Source organism: Bradyrhizobium sp. 1200_D9_N1_1, from assembly GCF_052075915.1.
GTDB lineage: Bacteria > Pseudomonadota > Alphaproteobacteria > Rhizobiales > Xanthobacteraceae > Bradyrhizobium > Bradyrhizobium diazoefficiens.
Window position 1 is genome coordinate 1583615 of record NZ_CP197226.1, and the last position, 15272, is coordinate 1598886.

Consider the following 15272-nt stretch of genomic DNA (forward strand, 5'->3'; position numbering starts at 1 on the left):
GACATAAAGAGGCAAAGCGCGTGCCATCAACCGCGCTTCATGGCGTCGCATCCCGCGTGGATCGCGTTCTCAAGGCGTCACCGCTCCGCGTGCGACTGCGCGCGGGGCGGTCAGCTCTTTCCAGGTCGAATTCGCCACATGCACGGGCGAGAAGGCGGGGCGTTCGATGTAGCGGCCATCGCCTGCCTCGGCGCGCAGATCGCCATCCGTCCAGACGACGCGGCCGCGCGAGAGCGTCGCCGCCGGTCCGCCGGTGCAGGCAAAGCCTTCGAACACATTGTAGTCGATCCGGCTCATCTGCCGCTTCGCGCTGATGCTCTTTGTCGCCTTGGGGTCCCACACCACGATATCGGCATCCGAGCCGACCGCGACCGCACCCTTGCGCGGGTAGATGTTGAGGATGCGGGCGATGTTTGCCGAGGTCACCGCGACGAACTCCTCCTTTGTCAGCCGCCCCGTGGCGACGCCCGCGGTCCACAACAACGCGAGGCGGTCTTCGAGGCCGCCGGTGCCGTTCGGGATCTTCCTGAAATCGCCGAGCCCGAACCGCTTCTGCTCCGTGGTGAAGGCGCAATGGTCGGTCGCGACCACCTGGAGCGAGCCGGATTGCAGGCCGGCCCATAGGCTGTCCTGATGCTGTTTGTCGCGGAACGGTGGCGACATCACGCGCTGGGCGGAATGATCCCAGTCCTTGTGCTGGTACTCACGGGCATCGAGCAGCAGATGCTGGATCAGCGGCTCGCCATAGACGCGCTTTCCCGCTGCGCGCGCCCGCGCGATCGCCTCATGCGCCTCGCGGCAGCTGGTGTGCACGATGTAGACCGGCGTGCCCGTCATGTCCGCGATCATGATGGCGCGGTTGGTGGCTTCGCCCTCGACCTCCGGCGGCCGCGAATAAGCGTGGCCCTCGGGGCCGGTGACGCCGCGCGCGATCAGCGCCTCCTGCATCAGGGCGACGACGTCGCCGTTCTCCGCATGGACAACAGGCATCGCGCCGAGATGGGCGCAGCGCGCGAACGAGTTGTAGAGCTCGTCATCATTCACCATCAGCGCGCCCTTGTAGGCCATGAAATGCTTGAAGGTGTTGATGCCGTAGGTTTTGACCACGGTCTCCATCTCGTCAAAAATCTGCTTCGACCACGACGTCACCGCCATGTGGAAGCCGTAGTCGCTGGCGGCCTTCTCGGATTTGTGCCGCCACTCCTGATAGGCCGCGAGCATCGACTGGCCGGGATCGGGCAGGCAGAAATCCACCACCATGGTGGTGCCGCCGCTCAGTGCCGCCTTGGTTCCCGATTCGAAATCGTCGGCGGTGACGGTGCCCATGAACGGCATTTCGAGATGGGTATGCGGATCGATCCCGCCCGGAATGACGTAGGCGCCGCCGGCATCGATGACCTCGGTGCCTGTGGGCGCCTCGAGCGACGGGCCCACCGCCACGATGGTCTCGCCGTCGATGAGCACGTCCGCACGGCGCGAATGATCGTGATTGACGACGGTGCCGCCGCGGATGAGGAGGGGCATGAGAGACTCCGGATAGAGGTGAGGGGACGGCCCGAAGGCTAAGCGCACCACTCGCGATGCGACAGGCGAAATTTTAGTCAGCCGCCGCCGATCTTTTTACTCCGCCCGCGCGATCAGCCCGTCGATCATCGCGCGCACGAGGTTTGCGATCTCCTTGCGCAGCGCCGGCAGGGGAACGGCGACCAGTTTCTGCTCCAGTCCCAGCGCCACCATGCCATGCACGGCCGAGAACAGGCTGCGCGCGGTGATGCCGAGCTCTTCCTGACTGCGCTTGGGAAGCAGCAGCGCCAGCGGGTGGTAGATGTGGCGGAACAGCTGCAGCTGATCGTCGACGGACCAGTCGGGGAGGATCTTGTCGGCGGCCATGCGGTGCTCGAACAGCGCGCGCCAGAGTTCGAGGTTTTCGGCGGCGAAGTCGCAATAGGCAATGGCGATGCGGACCAGCGTTTCCTGGGGCGAGGGCTCCCCGGCGCGTTCCGCCGCGCTGAGCGCCTCATCGAGGCGATGCAGCGTGCGCGAGCCGACCCGCAGGACGAGTTCGTCCACGTCGGCGACGAGATTGTAGACCGCGCCATTGGCGCAGCCGATCTCGCGGGCCAAATCGCGGGTTTTCAGACCCGCCAACCCCCGCTCAGCGATCATCCGCTCGGCCGCCTGGATCAGGTCGGTCCGAAGTTTCGCTCGACGTTCCAAGGCCTTAGTCATCTGGAGTCAAATTCTTGAGCGTCGCTCAAATATTTATTGAACGATGTTCAATATTCCTGCTACAAAGCATTTGTGAGCAACGCTCATAAACAGGGAGCTGCAGATGTTCAAGACCGTCGTGACACTTTTCCGCGGCAGCGTGGCCGCCGCAGGCGAGGAGCTGGAGGACCGTACAGCCCTGCTGATCCTCGATCAGCAGATGCGCGATGCCGCTGCCGCGGTGGAGCGCAGCAAGCGGACGCTGGCGCTGGCGATCGCGCAGGACCAGCAGGAAGGCCGCAAGCTCGAGGCGACCCTCGCCCGCATCGCCGATCTCGAGACCCGCGCGGTGGCGGCGCTCGATGGCGGCCGCGAGGATCTCGCCAAGGAGGCCGCCGAAGCCATCGCGGGCCTCGAAGCCGACCGCGATGCGGCGATGACGGCCCGCGCGCTGTTCGCGACCGAGATCATCAGGCTGAAGCGGCACGTTGCAAGCGCCCAGGCCCGCATCACCGAGCTCGATCGCGGCCGTCGCCTCGCCCGTGCCTCGGAAGCGGTGCGCTCGCTTCGCCGCAGCGGCATCGAGGCCGCACGTCCTTACGAATCCACACTGCCGGAAGCGGAGAGCACCTTGAGGCGCCTGCGCGAGCGCCAGATGGAAGCCCAGGCCGCCGATGACGCGCTGTTTGAGCTCGATGCGGCCACCGGTCCGCTAACGACCGCCGAACGACTCGCCGAGCAGGGCTTCGGCCCCCGGCTGAAGACGACCGCGGACGACGTGCTGGCGCGGTTGAAGTCCAAGCACCAGCCGACTGCCTGAACTCAGATCCCATCATCATTCGAACCAACAGGAGACGACCATGAACCAGAACGGCCAGCCCCACAGCAGCGCCTGGGTGACCTTCACTTACGTGTCCTTCGCGGCTTCCGCCTTCCTCGTCGCAATCGGCATCTTCTTCCTGCCGATCGACCTCTGGATGAAGGGCTATCTCACCATGGGCGTCGCGATGCTGCTCCAGACCTGCGTCACGCTGACCAAGACCGTGCGCGACAATCACGAGAGCAGCCGGCTGATGAACCGCATCGAGGATGCCAAGGCCGAGCGCCTCTTGATGGAGGTTTCCAAGGCCGCTTGAGGAGAGAAGTGCGCAAAGGTTTGCAATCTGACGCGGTGGGTGCCAGAGCATCCACCGCGCGGCTGATCCACATATCGCGCCCGCGAAATGCAACCGAGCCATGACGGATCGCGCGGGCGCGCGCCCTTGCGTGGCGGCGCCGGCCGGCGCACTCTGCCCGGGCGGCGCGAAGAACGCCGCCAATAAAGACTGCGCGAGGAAACTCCGAGGAACCCCCAATGGCGGCGACGCGGATCGACTGCGACATCCACCCGGCCGTTGGTGGCACGCGCACGACGCTGCTTCCCTATCTCAGCGATCACTGGAAAGAGCAGGTGGTGAGCCGCGCCATCGATGGGCTCGATCTCACCTCCTATCCACCGAGCATGCCCCTTTCGGGCCGCGCCGACTGGCGGCCGGCCAACGGCGCCAAGCCCGGCTCCGATCTCGCCATGGTGCAGAAGGGCGCGTTCGACCAATTGGGTGCGAGCCACGCCATCCTCAACGTGCTCTACGGCGCGCAGGCCGTCTTCGACGCCTACATGGCGGCCGACTTCTGCAAGGCCATCAACGACTGGATCGCCGCCGAATGGCTTGCGCGCGATTCCCGCCTGCGCGCCTCCATCGTGGTGCCGATGCAGGCGCCGGATCTCGCGATCGAGGAGATCGAGCGCCGCGCCGGCGACAATCGCTTCGTCTCCATCCTGGTGCTGGCGCAGGGCGAGACGCTACTGGGACGGCGACATTTCTGGCCCGTCTATCAGCTCGCAGAAAAGTACAAGCTGCCGCTCGCGATCCACGCCGGCACGCAATATCGCCAGGCGCCGAGCTCGGCCGGCTGGCCGTCGCATCGTTATGAATATTACTTCGTCGAGGCCCAGGCGTTTCAGGCGCAGATCCTCAGCCTGATCTATGAGGGGGTGTTCGGCAAATACCCAAACTTGAAGGTCGTGCTGATGGAGTCGGGCGTAAGCTGGCTGCCGGCCTTCATGTGGCGGGCCAACAAGACCTGGCGCGGCGTGCGCGTCGAGGTTCCCTGGGTCGAGCGCGAGCCGGCATCGATCATCCGCGACAATTTTCGCGTCACCATGCAGCCGTTCGATGCACCTAGCGACGCGAAAAGCGTCGAGGAGATCATCGACCAGATCGGTTCCGAAAAAATGTTCCTGTTCGCGTCCGACTACCCGCATTGGCAGTTCGACGGCGACGATCCAATCCCGCCGAATCTACCGAAGAGCATCATCGCGAAGATGTGCGTCGACAACCCGCTGGAGACGTTTCCGCGATTGTCGCTCGCCAACTGATTTTGGAGGTTCGCATGAGTGAGGTCATCGACCGTCCGTTGCGCGACGACGAGAAGCCCGCCGCATCGCGGCTGCGCATCGTCGATTGCGACGTCCATCCGAGTCTTCGCTCGACCGACGATCTGAACGAATTCCTGCCGAAGCGCTGGCAGCAGCACTTGAAGGAATACGGCAGCCATCTGCGCACGCCGTATCTGTTCACCACGCCCTATCCGCGGTCCTCGCCGCTGATCGCGCGGCGCGATGCCTGGCCGCCGACCGGGGGGCCGCCCGGTTCCGATCTTGATTTCATGCGCAAGCAGCATCTCGATCCGCTCGACGTCGAATTCGGCATTCTCCAGGTGCTCGATCTCTTCATCTTCTCGCAGCAGAACCTGGAGTTCGGCGCCGCGATCCAGCGCGCCATCAACGACTGGCAGCTGGCGTTCTGGTCGCATCGGGATCCGCGCCTGAAGGCGTCGATCCTGGTCGGGCAGGACGGCAACGAGCTAGCCATTGCCGAGATCGAGCGCTGCGCCAAGGTCGGGGAATACATCCAGATCAACGTCTCGCCGCGCGCCAACGAGCCGCTCGGCCGCCGCCGCTACTGGCCGATCTACGAGCGCGCGCAGGCACTGGACTTGCCGCTCGGCATCCATGTCGGCGGCTATGGCGGCCACGCGCCGACCGGCGGCGGCTGGCCGTCCTATTATGTCGAGGAGCATCAGTCGAACGCGCACACCATTGCCGCGCAGCTTGCGAGCCTCGTCATCGAGGGCGTGCCGGAGCGCTTTCCAAAGCTGAAGATCGTCTTCATCGAGGGCGGCTTTGGCTGGATTCCGTCAGCGGTGTGGCGCATGGACCAGCATTTCGAGCGGTTCCGCAGCGAGGTGCCACACCTCAAGCGCAGGCCCTCGGAATACGTCCGCGAGCACTTCTGGTTCACGACCCAGCCGATCGACGAGCCGGACGAGGCCCGGCACCTGCGCGCGCTGATCGAATGGGTCGGCATCGACCGTCTGCTGTTCTCGTCGGACTATCCGCATTGGGACTTCGACGATCCGCGCTTCGCCTTCAAGACGCCGCTGACCGAGGCTGAGCGGAAGAAGATCTTCAGCACCAATGCCCGCGCGGTCTACAAGTTCTGAAACCAGCATGGCCCGTCACATTGTCGCCCGCACCTCCGAGATCCCGCCTGGCGGCAACAAGGTCGTCGACGTCGCGGGCCGCGACATCGTCGTGTTCCACGTCAACGGCGAGTTCTTTGCGCTTCTGAACCGCTGCCCGCATGAGGGCGCGCCGCTCGACAAGGCCGCCTGCGTGGCGCGGCTGACCTCGCCCGAGCCGGGCATCTATCAGCGCTCTCGCGTCGGCGAGATGCTGCGCTGTCCCTGGCACGGCTGGGAGTTCGACATGCGCAGCGGCCAGTCCTGGTTCGATCCGAAACGCGTCAGGATCAGGTCATATCCGGTCGCGGTGGAGCGGGGCGACGAATTGCAGAAGGGCCCGTATGTTGCCGAAACGTTTCCGGTGCATGTCGAGGACAGCTATGTGATTGTCGAGGTCTGAAGTCATACACCGTCATTCCGGGGCATTTGCACAGCGAATGAACCCGGAATCTCGAGATTCCCCGGTGCGCAAGTGCGCACCTGAGGTCTGGTCCTGCGGACCATCCCGGAATGACATGTTGATAACGCCGCGATCACCATCACGGATTGTGATTCCGACGCAGGTGCGATAAGCCTCGCCCGCATTCATGGCGGAGATGAGCTTTGTCCAAACAATCCCTGCGAGAGGAGGCCGAGCGCCTGATCCGCGAATCGATGGAAAAGAAGACCATCGTCATCAAGCAGGGCGATACCCGGATCGAGGCGGTCTGCGGCAAGTGCGGCGCCCCGAACCGGGTGCAGGCGCCAAAGGGCCAGAGCCGCGTCAAGTTCGCCTGCAAGAATTGCGGGCATCAGCAAGAGACGCTGTAGGCTTCTTAACCTCTCCCTTTCCTTCTGCGGGGAGAGGTCGGATCGCCCTCGGCGATGCGAAGCATCGCCCGACGCGATCCGGGTGAGGGGCATGGCACTGAGTCGCAGCGACAAAAGTCTCTCCGACTCCACGGCCCCCCCTTGCGAAATCCCTTCAATAGTTCAGACCGCAGTGTGCGTAAGCAGCCCCTCACCCCACCCTCTCCCCGTAGGAACGAGGAGAGGGAGCGAGAGAGCGCGCCTAGCCCCCCTTCACGAACTTCGCGAACGCGTCCGCATAGTCCGGGTGCCAGCGCGACAGCGGGGGCCGGTTCTCGACGATATCGCCGGCGGCCCAGAGCATGCGCTTTTCGTCGAGGGCGCGGGGCACGTCGTTGTCCGGGCACAGGATGTAGAAATCGCCGGCCTCGAGCCGGGTGATCATGAATTCGACGGTCTGCTCGGGCGTCCAGGCTCCCGCCGGCTTCTCGGTGCGGCCCTTCGCGGTCAGCCCCGTGAAGACGAAGCCGGGAACGAGCAGATGCGCCGTGATGTGGCAGCCTTCCGTGTTGCGCAGCTCATGCTGGAGCGCTTCCGTAAAAGCCTTCACGCCGGCCTTCGAGACATTGTAGGCGGGATCTCCGGGCGGCGTGGTGATGCCCTGCTTCGAGCCGGTGTTGATGATCAGGCCGGCCTTGCCGCGCGCGATCATGTTGGGCGCGAAGATGCGCGAGCCGTTGATGATGCCCCACATGTTGACGGCGATGATGCGCTGCCAGTTATCGGGCTCGCCGAGCAGCGTGCTGCCGGGCTGGATGCCCGCATTGTTCATGAGGATATCGGTACCGCCGAAATGCGCGCCGACGGCGTGTTCCAGTTCCTTCACGCTCTCGGCGCGGCTGACATCGACGACGAATGTCATCACATGTGTGGCGGCGGTGACGGATGACAGTCTTGTTGCGGCCTCCTGCAGTCGCGCCTGGTCGACGTCGGCGATGCACACCTTCATTCCCGCGCGCGCGAAGGCGATGGCGGCGGCGAGGCCGATGCCGGATGCGCCCCCGGTGATCACGGCGACATTGCCCTTGGCGATGACAGGATGCGACATGGCTCATTCTCCGGGGAGCGGCGTCAAGTTCGGTCGAGCTATAACATGGCGTTCGCGCGACCCTGCACAAGTCGGCATGGGAGGTCTTCGTTCCTCGCCGCCTTTACGCCTTTCCGGCACCGCTGTATCCTTTCTCGCCCAACGATCCCGCCGAGATCGAACCCAATCAATCACCTGACAGGGAGTGCAGCCATGGCTGTGTCGCAGGCTATTCCGATCACGCGCCACCCGTTCGCCAATGGGTCCTACAAGCAGATGCTGATCGACGGGAAATGGGTCGATGCCGCCTCCGGCAAGCGCTTCGAGACCCACAATCCCGCGACCGGCGAACTGCTCGCAACCGTTGCCGAGGGTGACAAGGAAGACATCGACCGCGCCGTTGCCGCCGCCCGCCGCGCCTTCGAAGGACCCTGGAGCAAGGTCAAGCCGTTCGAGCGGCAGAACCTGCTGCTGAGGCTTGCCGATCTCGTCGAGAAGAATTTCGACGAATTGTCGCAGCTCGACACGCTCGACATGGGCGCGCCGCTCAGCCGCACCCGTGCCTATCGCCTCCGCGCCGTCGGCATGCTGCGCTATTACGCCGGTCAGACCACCGCGATCCATGGCGAGACCATCGAGAACTCGCTGCCGGGCGAAATCTTCTCCTACACGCTGAAGGAGCCGATCGGCGTCGTCGGCGCCATCATCCCCTGGAACGGCCCGCTCACCGCGACGATCTGGAAGATCGGCCCGGCGATCGCCACCGGCTGCACCGTGGTGCTCAAGCCCGCCGAAGAGGCGCCGCTGACCTCGTTGCGCATCGCCGAGCTGGCGATGGAGGCAGGCATTCCGCCCGGCGTCGTCAACGTCGTGCCCGGCTATGGCGAGACCGCGGGCGCTGCGCTCGCCGCGCACCCTGACGTCGACAAGGTCGCCTTCACCGGCTCGCACGTCACGGGACAGTCGATCATCCGCGCCTCGGCCGGCAACCTCAAGCGCGTCTCGCTCGAGCTTGGCGGCAAGTCGCCGGACATCGTGTTCGCGGACGCCGATCTCGATGCCGCCGTGCCCGGCGCCGCGATGGCGGTGTTTGCCAACTCTGGCCAGATCTGTAGCGCCGGTACGCGCCTGTTCGTCGAGCAGTCGATCTACGAGGAGTTCGTCGGCCGCGTCGCCGAGTTCGGCAAGAAGCTGCAAGTCGGCAATGGTCTCGATCCCAACGTGCAGATCGGCCCGCTGGTCTCCGAGCAGCAGCTCGAGCGCGTCACCGGCTATCTCGATATCGGCCAGAAGGAAGGCGCGCGGGCGCTCGCCGGCGGCGGCCGCGTCACCGAAGGCGCGCTGTCGAAGGGTTTCTTCGTCTCGCCGACCGTGTTCGCGGGCGTCCAGGACAATATGCGCATCGCGCAGGAGGAGATTTTTGGCCCCGTCATCTCCGCCATCGCGTTCAAGGACATGGACGAACTGGTCAAGCGCGCCAACAACACCACGTTCGGCCTCGGCTCGGGCCTGTGGACGCGCGACGTCAGCAAGGCGCATGCGGTCGCGAAGAGCCTGCGTGCCGGCTCGGTGTGGGTGAACTGCTACCAGGCGATGGATCCGGCCGTGCCCTTCGGCGGCTACAAGATGAGCGGTTACGGCCGCGAGTCCGGCAAGCAGCACGTCGAGGAGTATCTCAACGTGAAGGCCGTCTGGATCAAGACGGCGTAGCGTGGTTCCCGCGTTCGCGGCGCCACTTTGCCTCTCCCCGCTTGCGGGGAGAGGCCGGAATGCGCGGGTAGCGCGGATTCCGGGTGAGGGGGCGTTTCCGCGAGTCCAGCTCTCACCATTTTCGTGGAGGCGGCCCCTCACCCCAACCCTCTCCCCGTAAGAACGGGGAGAGGGAGACCGGGCACCGTCTTTTCAGGCCGTCTCTTCCTCTTATATGTTCCGCATCCTTCCATAGCCACTTTGGGGCCAGCATGAAATTTCCGGCGTTGTTCAAACCGTTGCAGGTCGGTCCGTACGAGCTGGCGCATCGCGTCGCGATGGCGCCGCTGACGCGCATGCGCGCCGAGCGCGACAGCTTTTCGCCCCGGCCGCTCAATGCCGAATATTACGGCCAGCGCGCGACGCCGGGCGGCTTGCTCATCGCCGAAGCCTCGCCGGTGCTCTCGCACGGCCGCGGCAATCCGGCGACGCCCGGCATCTATTCGGAGGCGCAGATCGCCGGCTGGCGCAAGGTGACGGATGCCGTGCATGCCAAGGGCGGCATCATCTTCCTCCAGCTCTGGCATGTCGGCCGCGTCTCGCATTCGTCCTTCCATGGCGGTGAGCTGCCGGTCTCGGCCTCGGCGATTGCGATCAAGGCCGAAGGCATGAAGGCGATGACGGCCGAAGGCAAGATCGCCGACTACGAGACGCCGCGCGCGCTGGAGACGGACGAGGTCAAGGGCATCGTCGAGGCGTTCCGGCAGGGCGCGAAGAATGCGCTCGCTGCCGGCTTTGACGGCGTCGAGATCCACGGCGCCAACGGCTATCTGCTCGAGCAGTTCCTGCAATCGCGCAGCAACCAGCGCACCGATCAATATGGCGGCGGAATAGAGAATCGCGCGCGGCTTCTGCTCGATGTCACGCAGGCCGCGATCGACGTCTGGGGTGCCAACCGCGTCGCCGTGCGGCTGTCGCCGCACGGTATCGCCAACGATTCCGGCGAGCCCGATCCGATGCCGCTCTACACCCATGTCGTGAAGGCGCTCGACAAGCTCGGTCTTGCCTATCTTCACTTCATCGAGCCGCGCTCCAGCGGCGCCGGGCGCGCCGACGTCCACTGGGAGAATGTACCGTCGGCGATGGTGCTGTTCCGCCCACTCTACAGCGGCGTGCTGATGACGGCCGGCGGGTTTACCGGCGAGACCGCGAATGCGGCGATCGCCGACGGCCATGCCGACATCATCGCCTTCGGCCGTATCTTCATCTCCAACCCCGATTTGCCGCGGCGCCTTCGGCACGATTATCCGATCACGCCTTACAATCGGGCCACGTTCTACGGCGGCGAGGAGAAGGGGTATACGGATTATCCGGCGTATGACGAGCTGACACCGGCGTAGTCTCCCTCAGTCATTCCGGGGCAACGCTCGGGACCGCGCGAAGCGCGGCCCGGGAGCGTCGAGCCCGGAATCCATGCCGCCTCTGAGTACGCAGCCCGATGGATTCCGGGCTCGCGACTTCGTCGCGCCCCGGAATGACGATCGTGTATTGTCGCCTCTGCAACGACGACGGAGAGAGACGATGGCCAAAGCCGCAGCCGCCGCAGGAACCGCCACCGGTCAATGCCTCTGCGGCAAGGTCACCTTCGAGATCGACGTTCCCGCGCGCTGGGCCTGGCACGATCATTCCGCCAGTAGTCGCCGCGCCCATGGCGCGGCTTACGCGACCTATGTCGGGAGCTGGAAGAAGCGCTTTCGCATCACCTCCGGCAAGACTGCCCTCACGCGCTACGAGGACAAGGCCACCAGGACCGCGCGCAGCTTCTGCTCGCATTGCGGCACGCCGATCGCCTACGAGCGGCCGCGCGGGCCCCACATGGTCAACATCCCCCGCGCGCTGTTTAGGGAGCGCACCGGCCGCCAGCCGCTCTATCACATCGCGATCGAAGAGCTCCAGGAATGGGCCTATACCGGCGAGCCGCTGGTGCCGTTGAAGGGCTTTCCCGGTGTGGTCTGGCAGCGCTCGAAAAAGAAGAAGCGCGCTAGCGGCGAAGACCCTTTCGAGCTCGGCCGCGAGGAGGTGCTTTAGCCTTGGCGGCGACCTCAGTCTTCGCCGAAACAGCCTTCCGCGGCGCCGCTTTGCGTCCCGCGTTATTCGCCGCCACGAAGTCGAGCCCGCGCTTGACCCATTTTTTCAGCTCGGCATCGCCCTGATAGCCGTCCGGCGCGACGCGGACAAAGCCGGTCATGATGCGCCCGCGCATTTCCATCGGGCTCGTATGCGGCTCCTGCAGCATGCGTGCATGCGCTTCCGGGCCGACGCGGATCAGCATGCCGCCGCGCCCGCTTACGGTGCAGCACATGGTGTTGTTCACCATGAAGCAGAGGCCGCCCATCATCTTCTTTTCCGCGACATATCGCTGACCCGCCAGTAATTTGCGCACCCGCGCCGCGGTGTTCTCGTCATAGGCCATCGCGTCTCCCCGTGCAGGTTTACGCCCGAGCATGTTTCCAGCTTGCGCGCGTCGGCGCAAGTCTGCCATGACGGCGCTTCCTTGCGTGCCTCGGCCAAGTTCGGCCATCATGCCTCCGTCCTTGCGGCAACGCCCGCTTCTGGAGGAAACATGAAGAACAAGATCACCGGCCGTTCCGCTTTTCTCGCGCTGCTCAAGGACGAGGGCATCACCCATCTGTTCGGCAACCCCGGCACCACCGAGCTGCCGATCATGCATGCGCTGAAGGACCACCCTGATCTCACCTATGTGATGGCAATGCAGGAGAGCCTGGTGGTCGCGATCGCCGACGGCTACAGCCGCGCCTCCGGAAAGCTCGTCGCCTGCAACGTCCATGTCGCGCCCGGCCTCGGCAACGCCATGGGCTCGCTCTACAACGCCCAGTTCACGGGCACGCCGATGATTTTGACCGCGGGCCAGCAGGAGCAGGGCCACGGCCTGATGGAGCCGGTGCTGTACGGCCCGCTGGTGCGCATGGCCGAACCGCTGGTGAAATGGGCGGTCGAGGTGACGCGGCTGGAGGATCTGCCGCGCATCGTGCGCCGCGCTGCCAAGGTCGCGATGACGCCGCCGACCGGGCCGGTGTTCATCTCGCTGCCCGGTGACATCCTCAACAGCGAAGCCGGCATCGATCTTGGCCGCTCCACCCGCATCGACGCGCGCACCAAACCGTCGGACGAGGCGCTGAAGGCCTTTGCCGCGCGGCTGCTCAAGGCCGAACGTCCTGTCATCGTCACCATGGACGAGGTGGTCAAGAGCGACGCGCTGAAGGAGGCGGCCGAGCTCGCCGAGCTGCTCGGCGCTGCCGCCTATCAGTCCTCGACGCCCTATGGCTCGCACTTCCTCTCGGAGAGCCCGAGCTTCGTCGGCACGTTGGCGCGGGTGCAGAAGGTCGCGCGCGACACGCTCGCGCCCTACGACCTCCTGATCGCGCTCGGCGGCGATCCGCTGCGGATGTCGGTCTATAGCGAGGTCGATCCGCTGCCGGATGGATTGCCAATTCTCCAGGTCGGCCTCGTCGACTGGGAGATCGCCAAGAATTTTGGCGCGGAGATTGCGCTGAAGGCGGACGTCAAGGAAACGCTGCGCGCGCTGATCCCGGTGCTGAAGGAGATGGGCGGCGCGGCACTGGCGCAACGCGCCAGGCAGCGTCTCGCCGAGCTTGCGCCGAAGAACTGGAGCGCGCGCCGCGCCGCGCTGGTGGAGCAGATCGGCAAGAGTGCGGGCCGCAACCCCATCGATCCGGACTATCTGGTGCTGCAAATGACAGAGGCCATGCCCGGCAACGCCATCCTCGTCGACGAAGGCCTCACCTCCAGCCGCCAGATCACGAACCTGCATCCGCACCGCGATCGCTTCGGCTATCATGGGCTCGCATCCGGCGGCATCGGCTGGGGCCTGCCGGCCTCGGTCGGCGTCAGCATCGCCAATCCGGATCGTCCCGTGGTGTGCTTCTCCGGCGACGGCAGCGCGATGTATTCGATCCAGTCGCTGTGGACGGCGGCACATCACAAGCTGCCGCTCAACGTCGTCATCGCCAACAATGGCGGCTATCGCATCATCAAGCAGCGCCTGCTCGCCTTCCATGGCGACGACAATTATGTCGGCATGGATTTTGTCGATCCGCCGGTCGATTTCGCCGGGATCGCGAAGGCATTGGGGTGCGAGGCGATCAAGATCAGCGACCCAAGCGAGCTGAAGGCGACGCTGTCGTCGGCGTTTGGCCGGCCGGGGACGAAGCTGATCGAGGTAATGGTGGACGGGAAGGTGTAGGGCAGTAACGGTGTGGAGGCAGCGTGCACAATGCCTCCACATCGTCGTCCTGGCGAAAGCCAGGACCCATACCGCGTGATCTATCGTGTGCGGGTGGTACTAATCCCGAACGACCAGTCTTCGCCAAACTCCCTGTTGGGGTAATGGGTCCTGGCTTTCGCCAGGACGACATTGGGGGTGGTGCCTACACCGTCTTCCCCACCCGATACCCCGCCGCCGGATGCGGCGTGTCGAGCCTTGCGCGCCCCGCACCGAACAGCTTCTCCCGCAACGTGCCTTTCGCATATTCCGGCTTGTACCGTCCGCGCCGCGTCAGCTCCGGCACCAGCATGTCGGCGATGTCCTCGAAATCACCGGGCGAGATCGCGAACGCCACGTTGAGGCCGTCGACGTCCGTCTTCTCGAACCAATCCTCGATCTTGTCTGCGACGCTCTCCGGCGTGCCCACCACGACCGGACCGGCACCGCCGATGCCGACATGCTCGATGACGTCGCGCACGGTCCAGACGCGGTCGGGATCACCGCGGGTGACGTTGTCGAGCGCGCTGCGGCCGGCATCGTTCTGGACGTGCCGGACCTGCTGGTCGGGCTCGTAGCCGGAGAAGTCGATGCCGGTCCATCCCGACATCAGGGCCAGGGCGCCTTCCGGGCTGATATGCGAGCGGTAGTCGGCATATTTCGCCGCAGCTTCAGCCTCCGTGTTGCCGAGGATGATCGTCATCATGTTGAACATGAGGATCTCCGCCGGATTGCGGCCGAGTGCGGCAGCCTCCTGGCGGATCGCGGAGACGCGCGGCGCGATGATCTTGGCCGACGGTCCCGACATGAACACACATTCGGCGTGACGCGCCGCGAACTGGCGGCCGCGCGGCGAGGTGCCGGCCTGGTACAGCACGGGCGTGCGCTGCGGCGACGGCTCGCTGAGATGGATGGTGTTGTTGATGCGGTAGTTCGCGCCCTCGTGATTGACGCGATGAACCTTTGCGGGATCGGTGAAGATGCCGCGCGCCCGGTCGCGCAGCACGGCATCGTCCTCCCAGCTTCCTTCCCAGAGCTTGTAGACGACCTCCATATATTCGTCGGCGATGTCGTAGCGGTCGTCATGTCCGGTCTGCTTGTCCTTGCCGGCGCCGCGGGCGGCGCTGTCGAGATAGCCGGTGACGACGTTCCAGCCGATCCGGCCCTCGGTGAGATGGTCGAGTGTCGACATCCGCCGCGCGAACGGGTAGGGCGGTTCGAAGGACAAATTGCTGGTGACGCCGAAACCGAGATTTTGCGTCACCGCCGCCATCGCCGAGAGCAGGAGCAGCGGCTCGTTCGACGGCGTCTGTGCTGCATTGCGCAAGGCTGCGTCAGGGCTGTTGCCATAGACGTCGTAGACGCCAAGCACGTCGGCCAGGAACAATCCGTCGAAACGGCCGCGCTCCAGCGTCCTGGCGAGATCGAGCCAGTAAGGCAGGCGATTATATTCGGCGGTGCGGTCGCGCGGATGGGTCCACAGGCCCGGCGACTGGTGGGCGACGCAATTCATCGCAAAGGCGTTGAGCCTGATCTGCTTGGCCATATTGGTCCCCCGGCGCTCTGTACCGAGCGCTCTTCGAATGATAGACGTGCGCCCCAACTTGGCGAAGTTCTTGCATATAACTT

15 protein-coding genes are annotated in these 15272 nt (G+C 65.0%); 10 read left to right on the forward strand and 5 right to left on the reverse strand.

The features are described from left to right. Positions 1 to 69: 69 nt before the first annotated feature. Together hydA and AB5K84_RS07620 are read right to left on the reverse strand one after the other, a co-directional pair. Positions 70 to 1524: a dihydropyrimidinase gene (hydA, locus tag AB5K84_RS07615; RefSeq protein WP_011090342.1), complete on the reverse strand. Its 1455-nt coding sequence runs from the start codon at positions 1522 to 1524 to the stop codon at positions 70 to 72. 96 nt (positions 1525 to 1620) lie between these two features. Continuing rightward, positions 1621 to 2229, reverse strand: a complete 609-nt coding sequence (locus tag AB5K84_RS07620; protein WP_011090341.1) for a TetR/AcrR family transcriptional regulator — start codon at positions 2227 to 2229, stop codon at positions 1621 to 1623. A gap of 103 nt (positions 2230 to 2332) precedes the next feature. On the opposite strand from AB5K84_RS07620, the gene AB5K84_RS07625 reads away from it, so the two are divergent. The 6 genes from AB5K84_RS07625 (at position 2333) to AB5K84_RS07650 (ending at position 6585) form a co-directional block, all read left to right on the forward strand. Continuing rightward, positions 2333 to 3028: a PspA/IM30 family protein gene (locus AB5K84_RS07625; RefSeq protein ID WP_011090340.1), complete on the forward strand. Its 696-nt coding sequence runs from the start codon at positions 2333 to 2335 to the stop codon at positions 3026 to 3028. Between the two features lie 40 nt (positions 3029 to 3068). Next, positions 3069 to 3344: a YiaA/YiaB family inner membrane protein gene (locus AB5K84_RS07630; RefSeq protein ID WP_011090339.1), complete on the forward strand. Its 276-nt coding sequence runs from the start codon at positions 3069 to 3071 to the stop codon at positions 3342 to 3344. A gap of 218 nt (positions 3345 to 3562) precedes the next feature. Further along, entirely contained in the window at positions 3563 to 4627 is a 1065-nt protein-coding gene (locus tag AB5K84_RS07635) for an amidohydrolase family protein (protein ID WP_011090338.1), read from the forward strand. A gap of 14 nt (positions 4628 to 4641) precedes the next feature. Beyond that, positions 4642 to 5754 (forward strand): amidohydrolase family protein, encoded by a 1113-nt coding sequence (locus tag AB5K84_RS07640; protein WP_038967354.1) that lies wholly within the window; start codon positions 4642 to 4644, stop codon positions 5752 to 5754. A 7-nt stretch (positions 5755 to 5761) separates the two neighbouring features. After that, positions 5762 to 6175, forward strand: coding sequence for a Rieske (2Fe-2S) protein (locus AB5K84_RS07645; RefSeq protein WP_038967347.1), 414 nt, complete (start codon positions 5762 to 5764; stop codon positions 6173 to 6175). A gap of 203 nt (positions 6176 to 6378) precedes the next feature. Next, positions 6379 to 6585: a hypothetical protein gene (locus tag AB5K84_RS07650; protein ID WP_038967348.1), complete on the forward strand. Its 207-nt coding sequence runs from the start codon at positions 6379 to 6381 to the stop codon at positions 6583 to 6585. A 241-nt stretch (positions 6586 to 6826) separates the two neighbouring features. On the opposite strand, the gene AB5K84_RS07655 is transcribed toward AB5K84_RS07650, so the two are convergent. Further along, positions 6827 to 7672, reverse strand: a complete 846-nt coding sequence (locus tag AB5K84_RS07655) for an SDR family NAD(P)-dependent oxidoreductase (protein WP_011090335.1) — start codon at positions 7670 to 7672, stop codon at positions 6827 to 6829. 192 nt (positions 7673 to 7864) lie between these two features. Between AB5K84_RS07655 and AB5K84_RS07660 the strand changes: the two genes are divergently transcribed. The 3 genes from AB5K84_RS07660 (at position 7865) to AB5K84_RS07670 (ending at position 11428) form a co-directional block, all read left to right on the forward strand. Further along, complete coding sequence (locus AB5K84_RS07660; RefSeq protein ID WP_038967349.1) at positions 7865 to 9361, forward strand: aldehyde dehydrogenase family protein; 1497 nt, start codon at positions 7865 to 7867, stop codon at positions 9359 to 9361. A 251-nt stretch (positions 9362 to 9612) separates the two neighbouring features. Continuing rightward, positions 9613 to 10740, forward strand: coding sequence for an alkene reductase (locus AB5K84_RS07665; RefSeq protein WP_011090333.1), 1128 nt, complete (start codon positions 9613 to 9615; stop codon positions 10738 to 10740). A 181-nt stretch (positions 10741 to 10921) separates the two neighbouring features. Then, positions 10922 to 11428, forward strand: coding sequence for a GFA family protein (locus AB5K84_RS07670; RefSeq protein ID WP_011090332.1), 507 nt, complete (start codon positions 10922 to 10924; stop codon positions 11426 to 11428). Here the strand turns inward: AB5K84_RS07670 and AB5K84_RS07675 are convergent. Then, positions 11382 to 11924 (reverse strand): TfoX/Sxy family protein, encoded by a 543-nt coding sequence (locus tag AB5K84_RS07675; protein ID WP_162494161.1) that lies wholly within the window; start codon positions 11922 to 11924, stop codon positions 11382 to 11384. The genes AB5K84_RS07670 and AB5K84_RS07675 overlap by 47 nt on opposite strands. Before the next feature lie 39 nt (positions 11925 to 11963). On the opposite strand from AB5K84_RS07675, the gene AB5K84_RS07680 reads away from it, so the two are divergent. Further along, positions 11964 to 13625 (forward strand): thiamine pyrophosphate-binding protein, encoded by a 1662-nt coding sequence (locus tag AB5K84_RS07680; protein WP_011090330.1) that lies wholly within the window; start codon positions 11964 to 11966, stop codon positions 13623 to 13625. Positions 13626 to 13809: 184 nt separating this feature from the next. Here AB5K84_RS07680 and AB5K84_RS07685 read toward each other — a convergent pair whose 3' ends face one another. Beyond that, a complete protein-coding gene (locus tag AB5K84_RS07685; protein WP_038967351.1) occupies positions 13810 to 15189 on the reverse strand; it encodes an LLM class flavin-dependent oxidoreductase in 1380 nt (459 codons plus the stop codon). Between the last annotated feature and the right edge of the window lie 83 nt (positions 15190 to 15272).

Coding starts and splice junctions, on each gene's coding strand:
- AB5K84_RS07685 (WP_038967351.1), bottom strand. CDS start 15,189: ATGGCCAAGCAGATCAGGCTCAACGCCTTTGCGATGAATTGCGTCGCC.
- AB5K84_RS07630 (WP_011090339.1), top strand. CDS start 3,069: ATGAACCAGAACGGCCAGCCCCACAGCAGCGCCTGGGTGACCTTCACT.
- AB5K84_RS07670 (WP_011090332.1), top strand. CDS start 10,922: ATGGCCAAAGCCGCAGCCGCCGCAGGAACCGCCACCGGTCAATGCCTC.
- hydA (WP_011090342.1), bottom strand. CDS start 1,524: ATGCCCCTCCTCATCCGCGGCGGCACCGTCGTCAATCACGATCATTCG.
- AB5K84_RS07655 (WP_011090335.1), bottom strand. CDS start 7,672: ATGTCGCATCCTGTCATCGCCAAGGGCAATGTCGCCGTGATCACCGGG.
- AB5K84_RS07640 (WP_038967354.1), top strand. CDS start 4,642: ATGAGTGAGGTCATCGACCGTCCGTTGCGCGACGACGAGAAGCCCGCC.
- AB5K84_RS07660 (WP_038967349.1), top strand. CDS start 7,865: ATGGCTGTGTCGCAGGCTATTCCGATCACGCGCCACCCGTTCGCCAAT.
- AB5K84_RS07625 (WP_011090340.1), top strand. CDS start 2,333: ATGTTCAAGACCGTCGTGACACTTTTCCGCGGCAGCGTGGCCGCCGCA.
- AB5K84_RS07680 (WP_011090330.1), top strand. CDS start 11,964: ATGAAGAACAAGATCACCGGCCGTTCCGCTTTTCTCGCGCTGCTCAAG.
- AB5K84_RS07675 (WP_162494161.1), bottom strand. CDS start 11,924: ATGATGGCCGAACTTGGCCGAGGCACGCAAGGAAGCGCCGTCATGGCA.
- AB5K84_RS07665 (WP_011090333.1), top strand. CDS start 9,613: ATGAAATTTCCGGCGTTGTTCAAACCGTTGCAGGTCGGTCCGTACGAG.
- AB5K84_RS07620 (WP_011090341.1), bottom strand. CDS start 2,229: ATGACTAAGGCCTTGGAACGTCGAGCGAAACTTCGGACCGACCTGATC.
- AB5K84_RS07635 (WP_011090338.1), top strand. CDS start 3,563: ATGGCGGCGACGCGGATCGACTGCGACATCCACCCGGCCGTTGGTGGC.
- AB5K84_RS07645 (WP_038967347.1), top strand. CDS start 5,762: ATGGCCCGTCACATTGTCGCCCGCACCTCCGAGATCCCGCCTGGCGGC.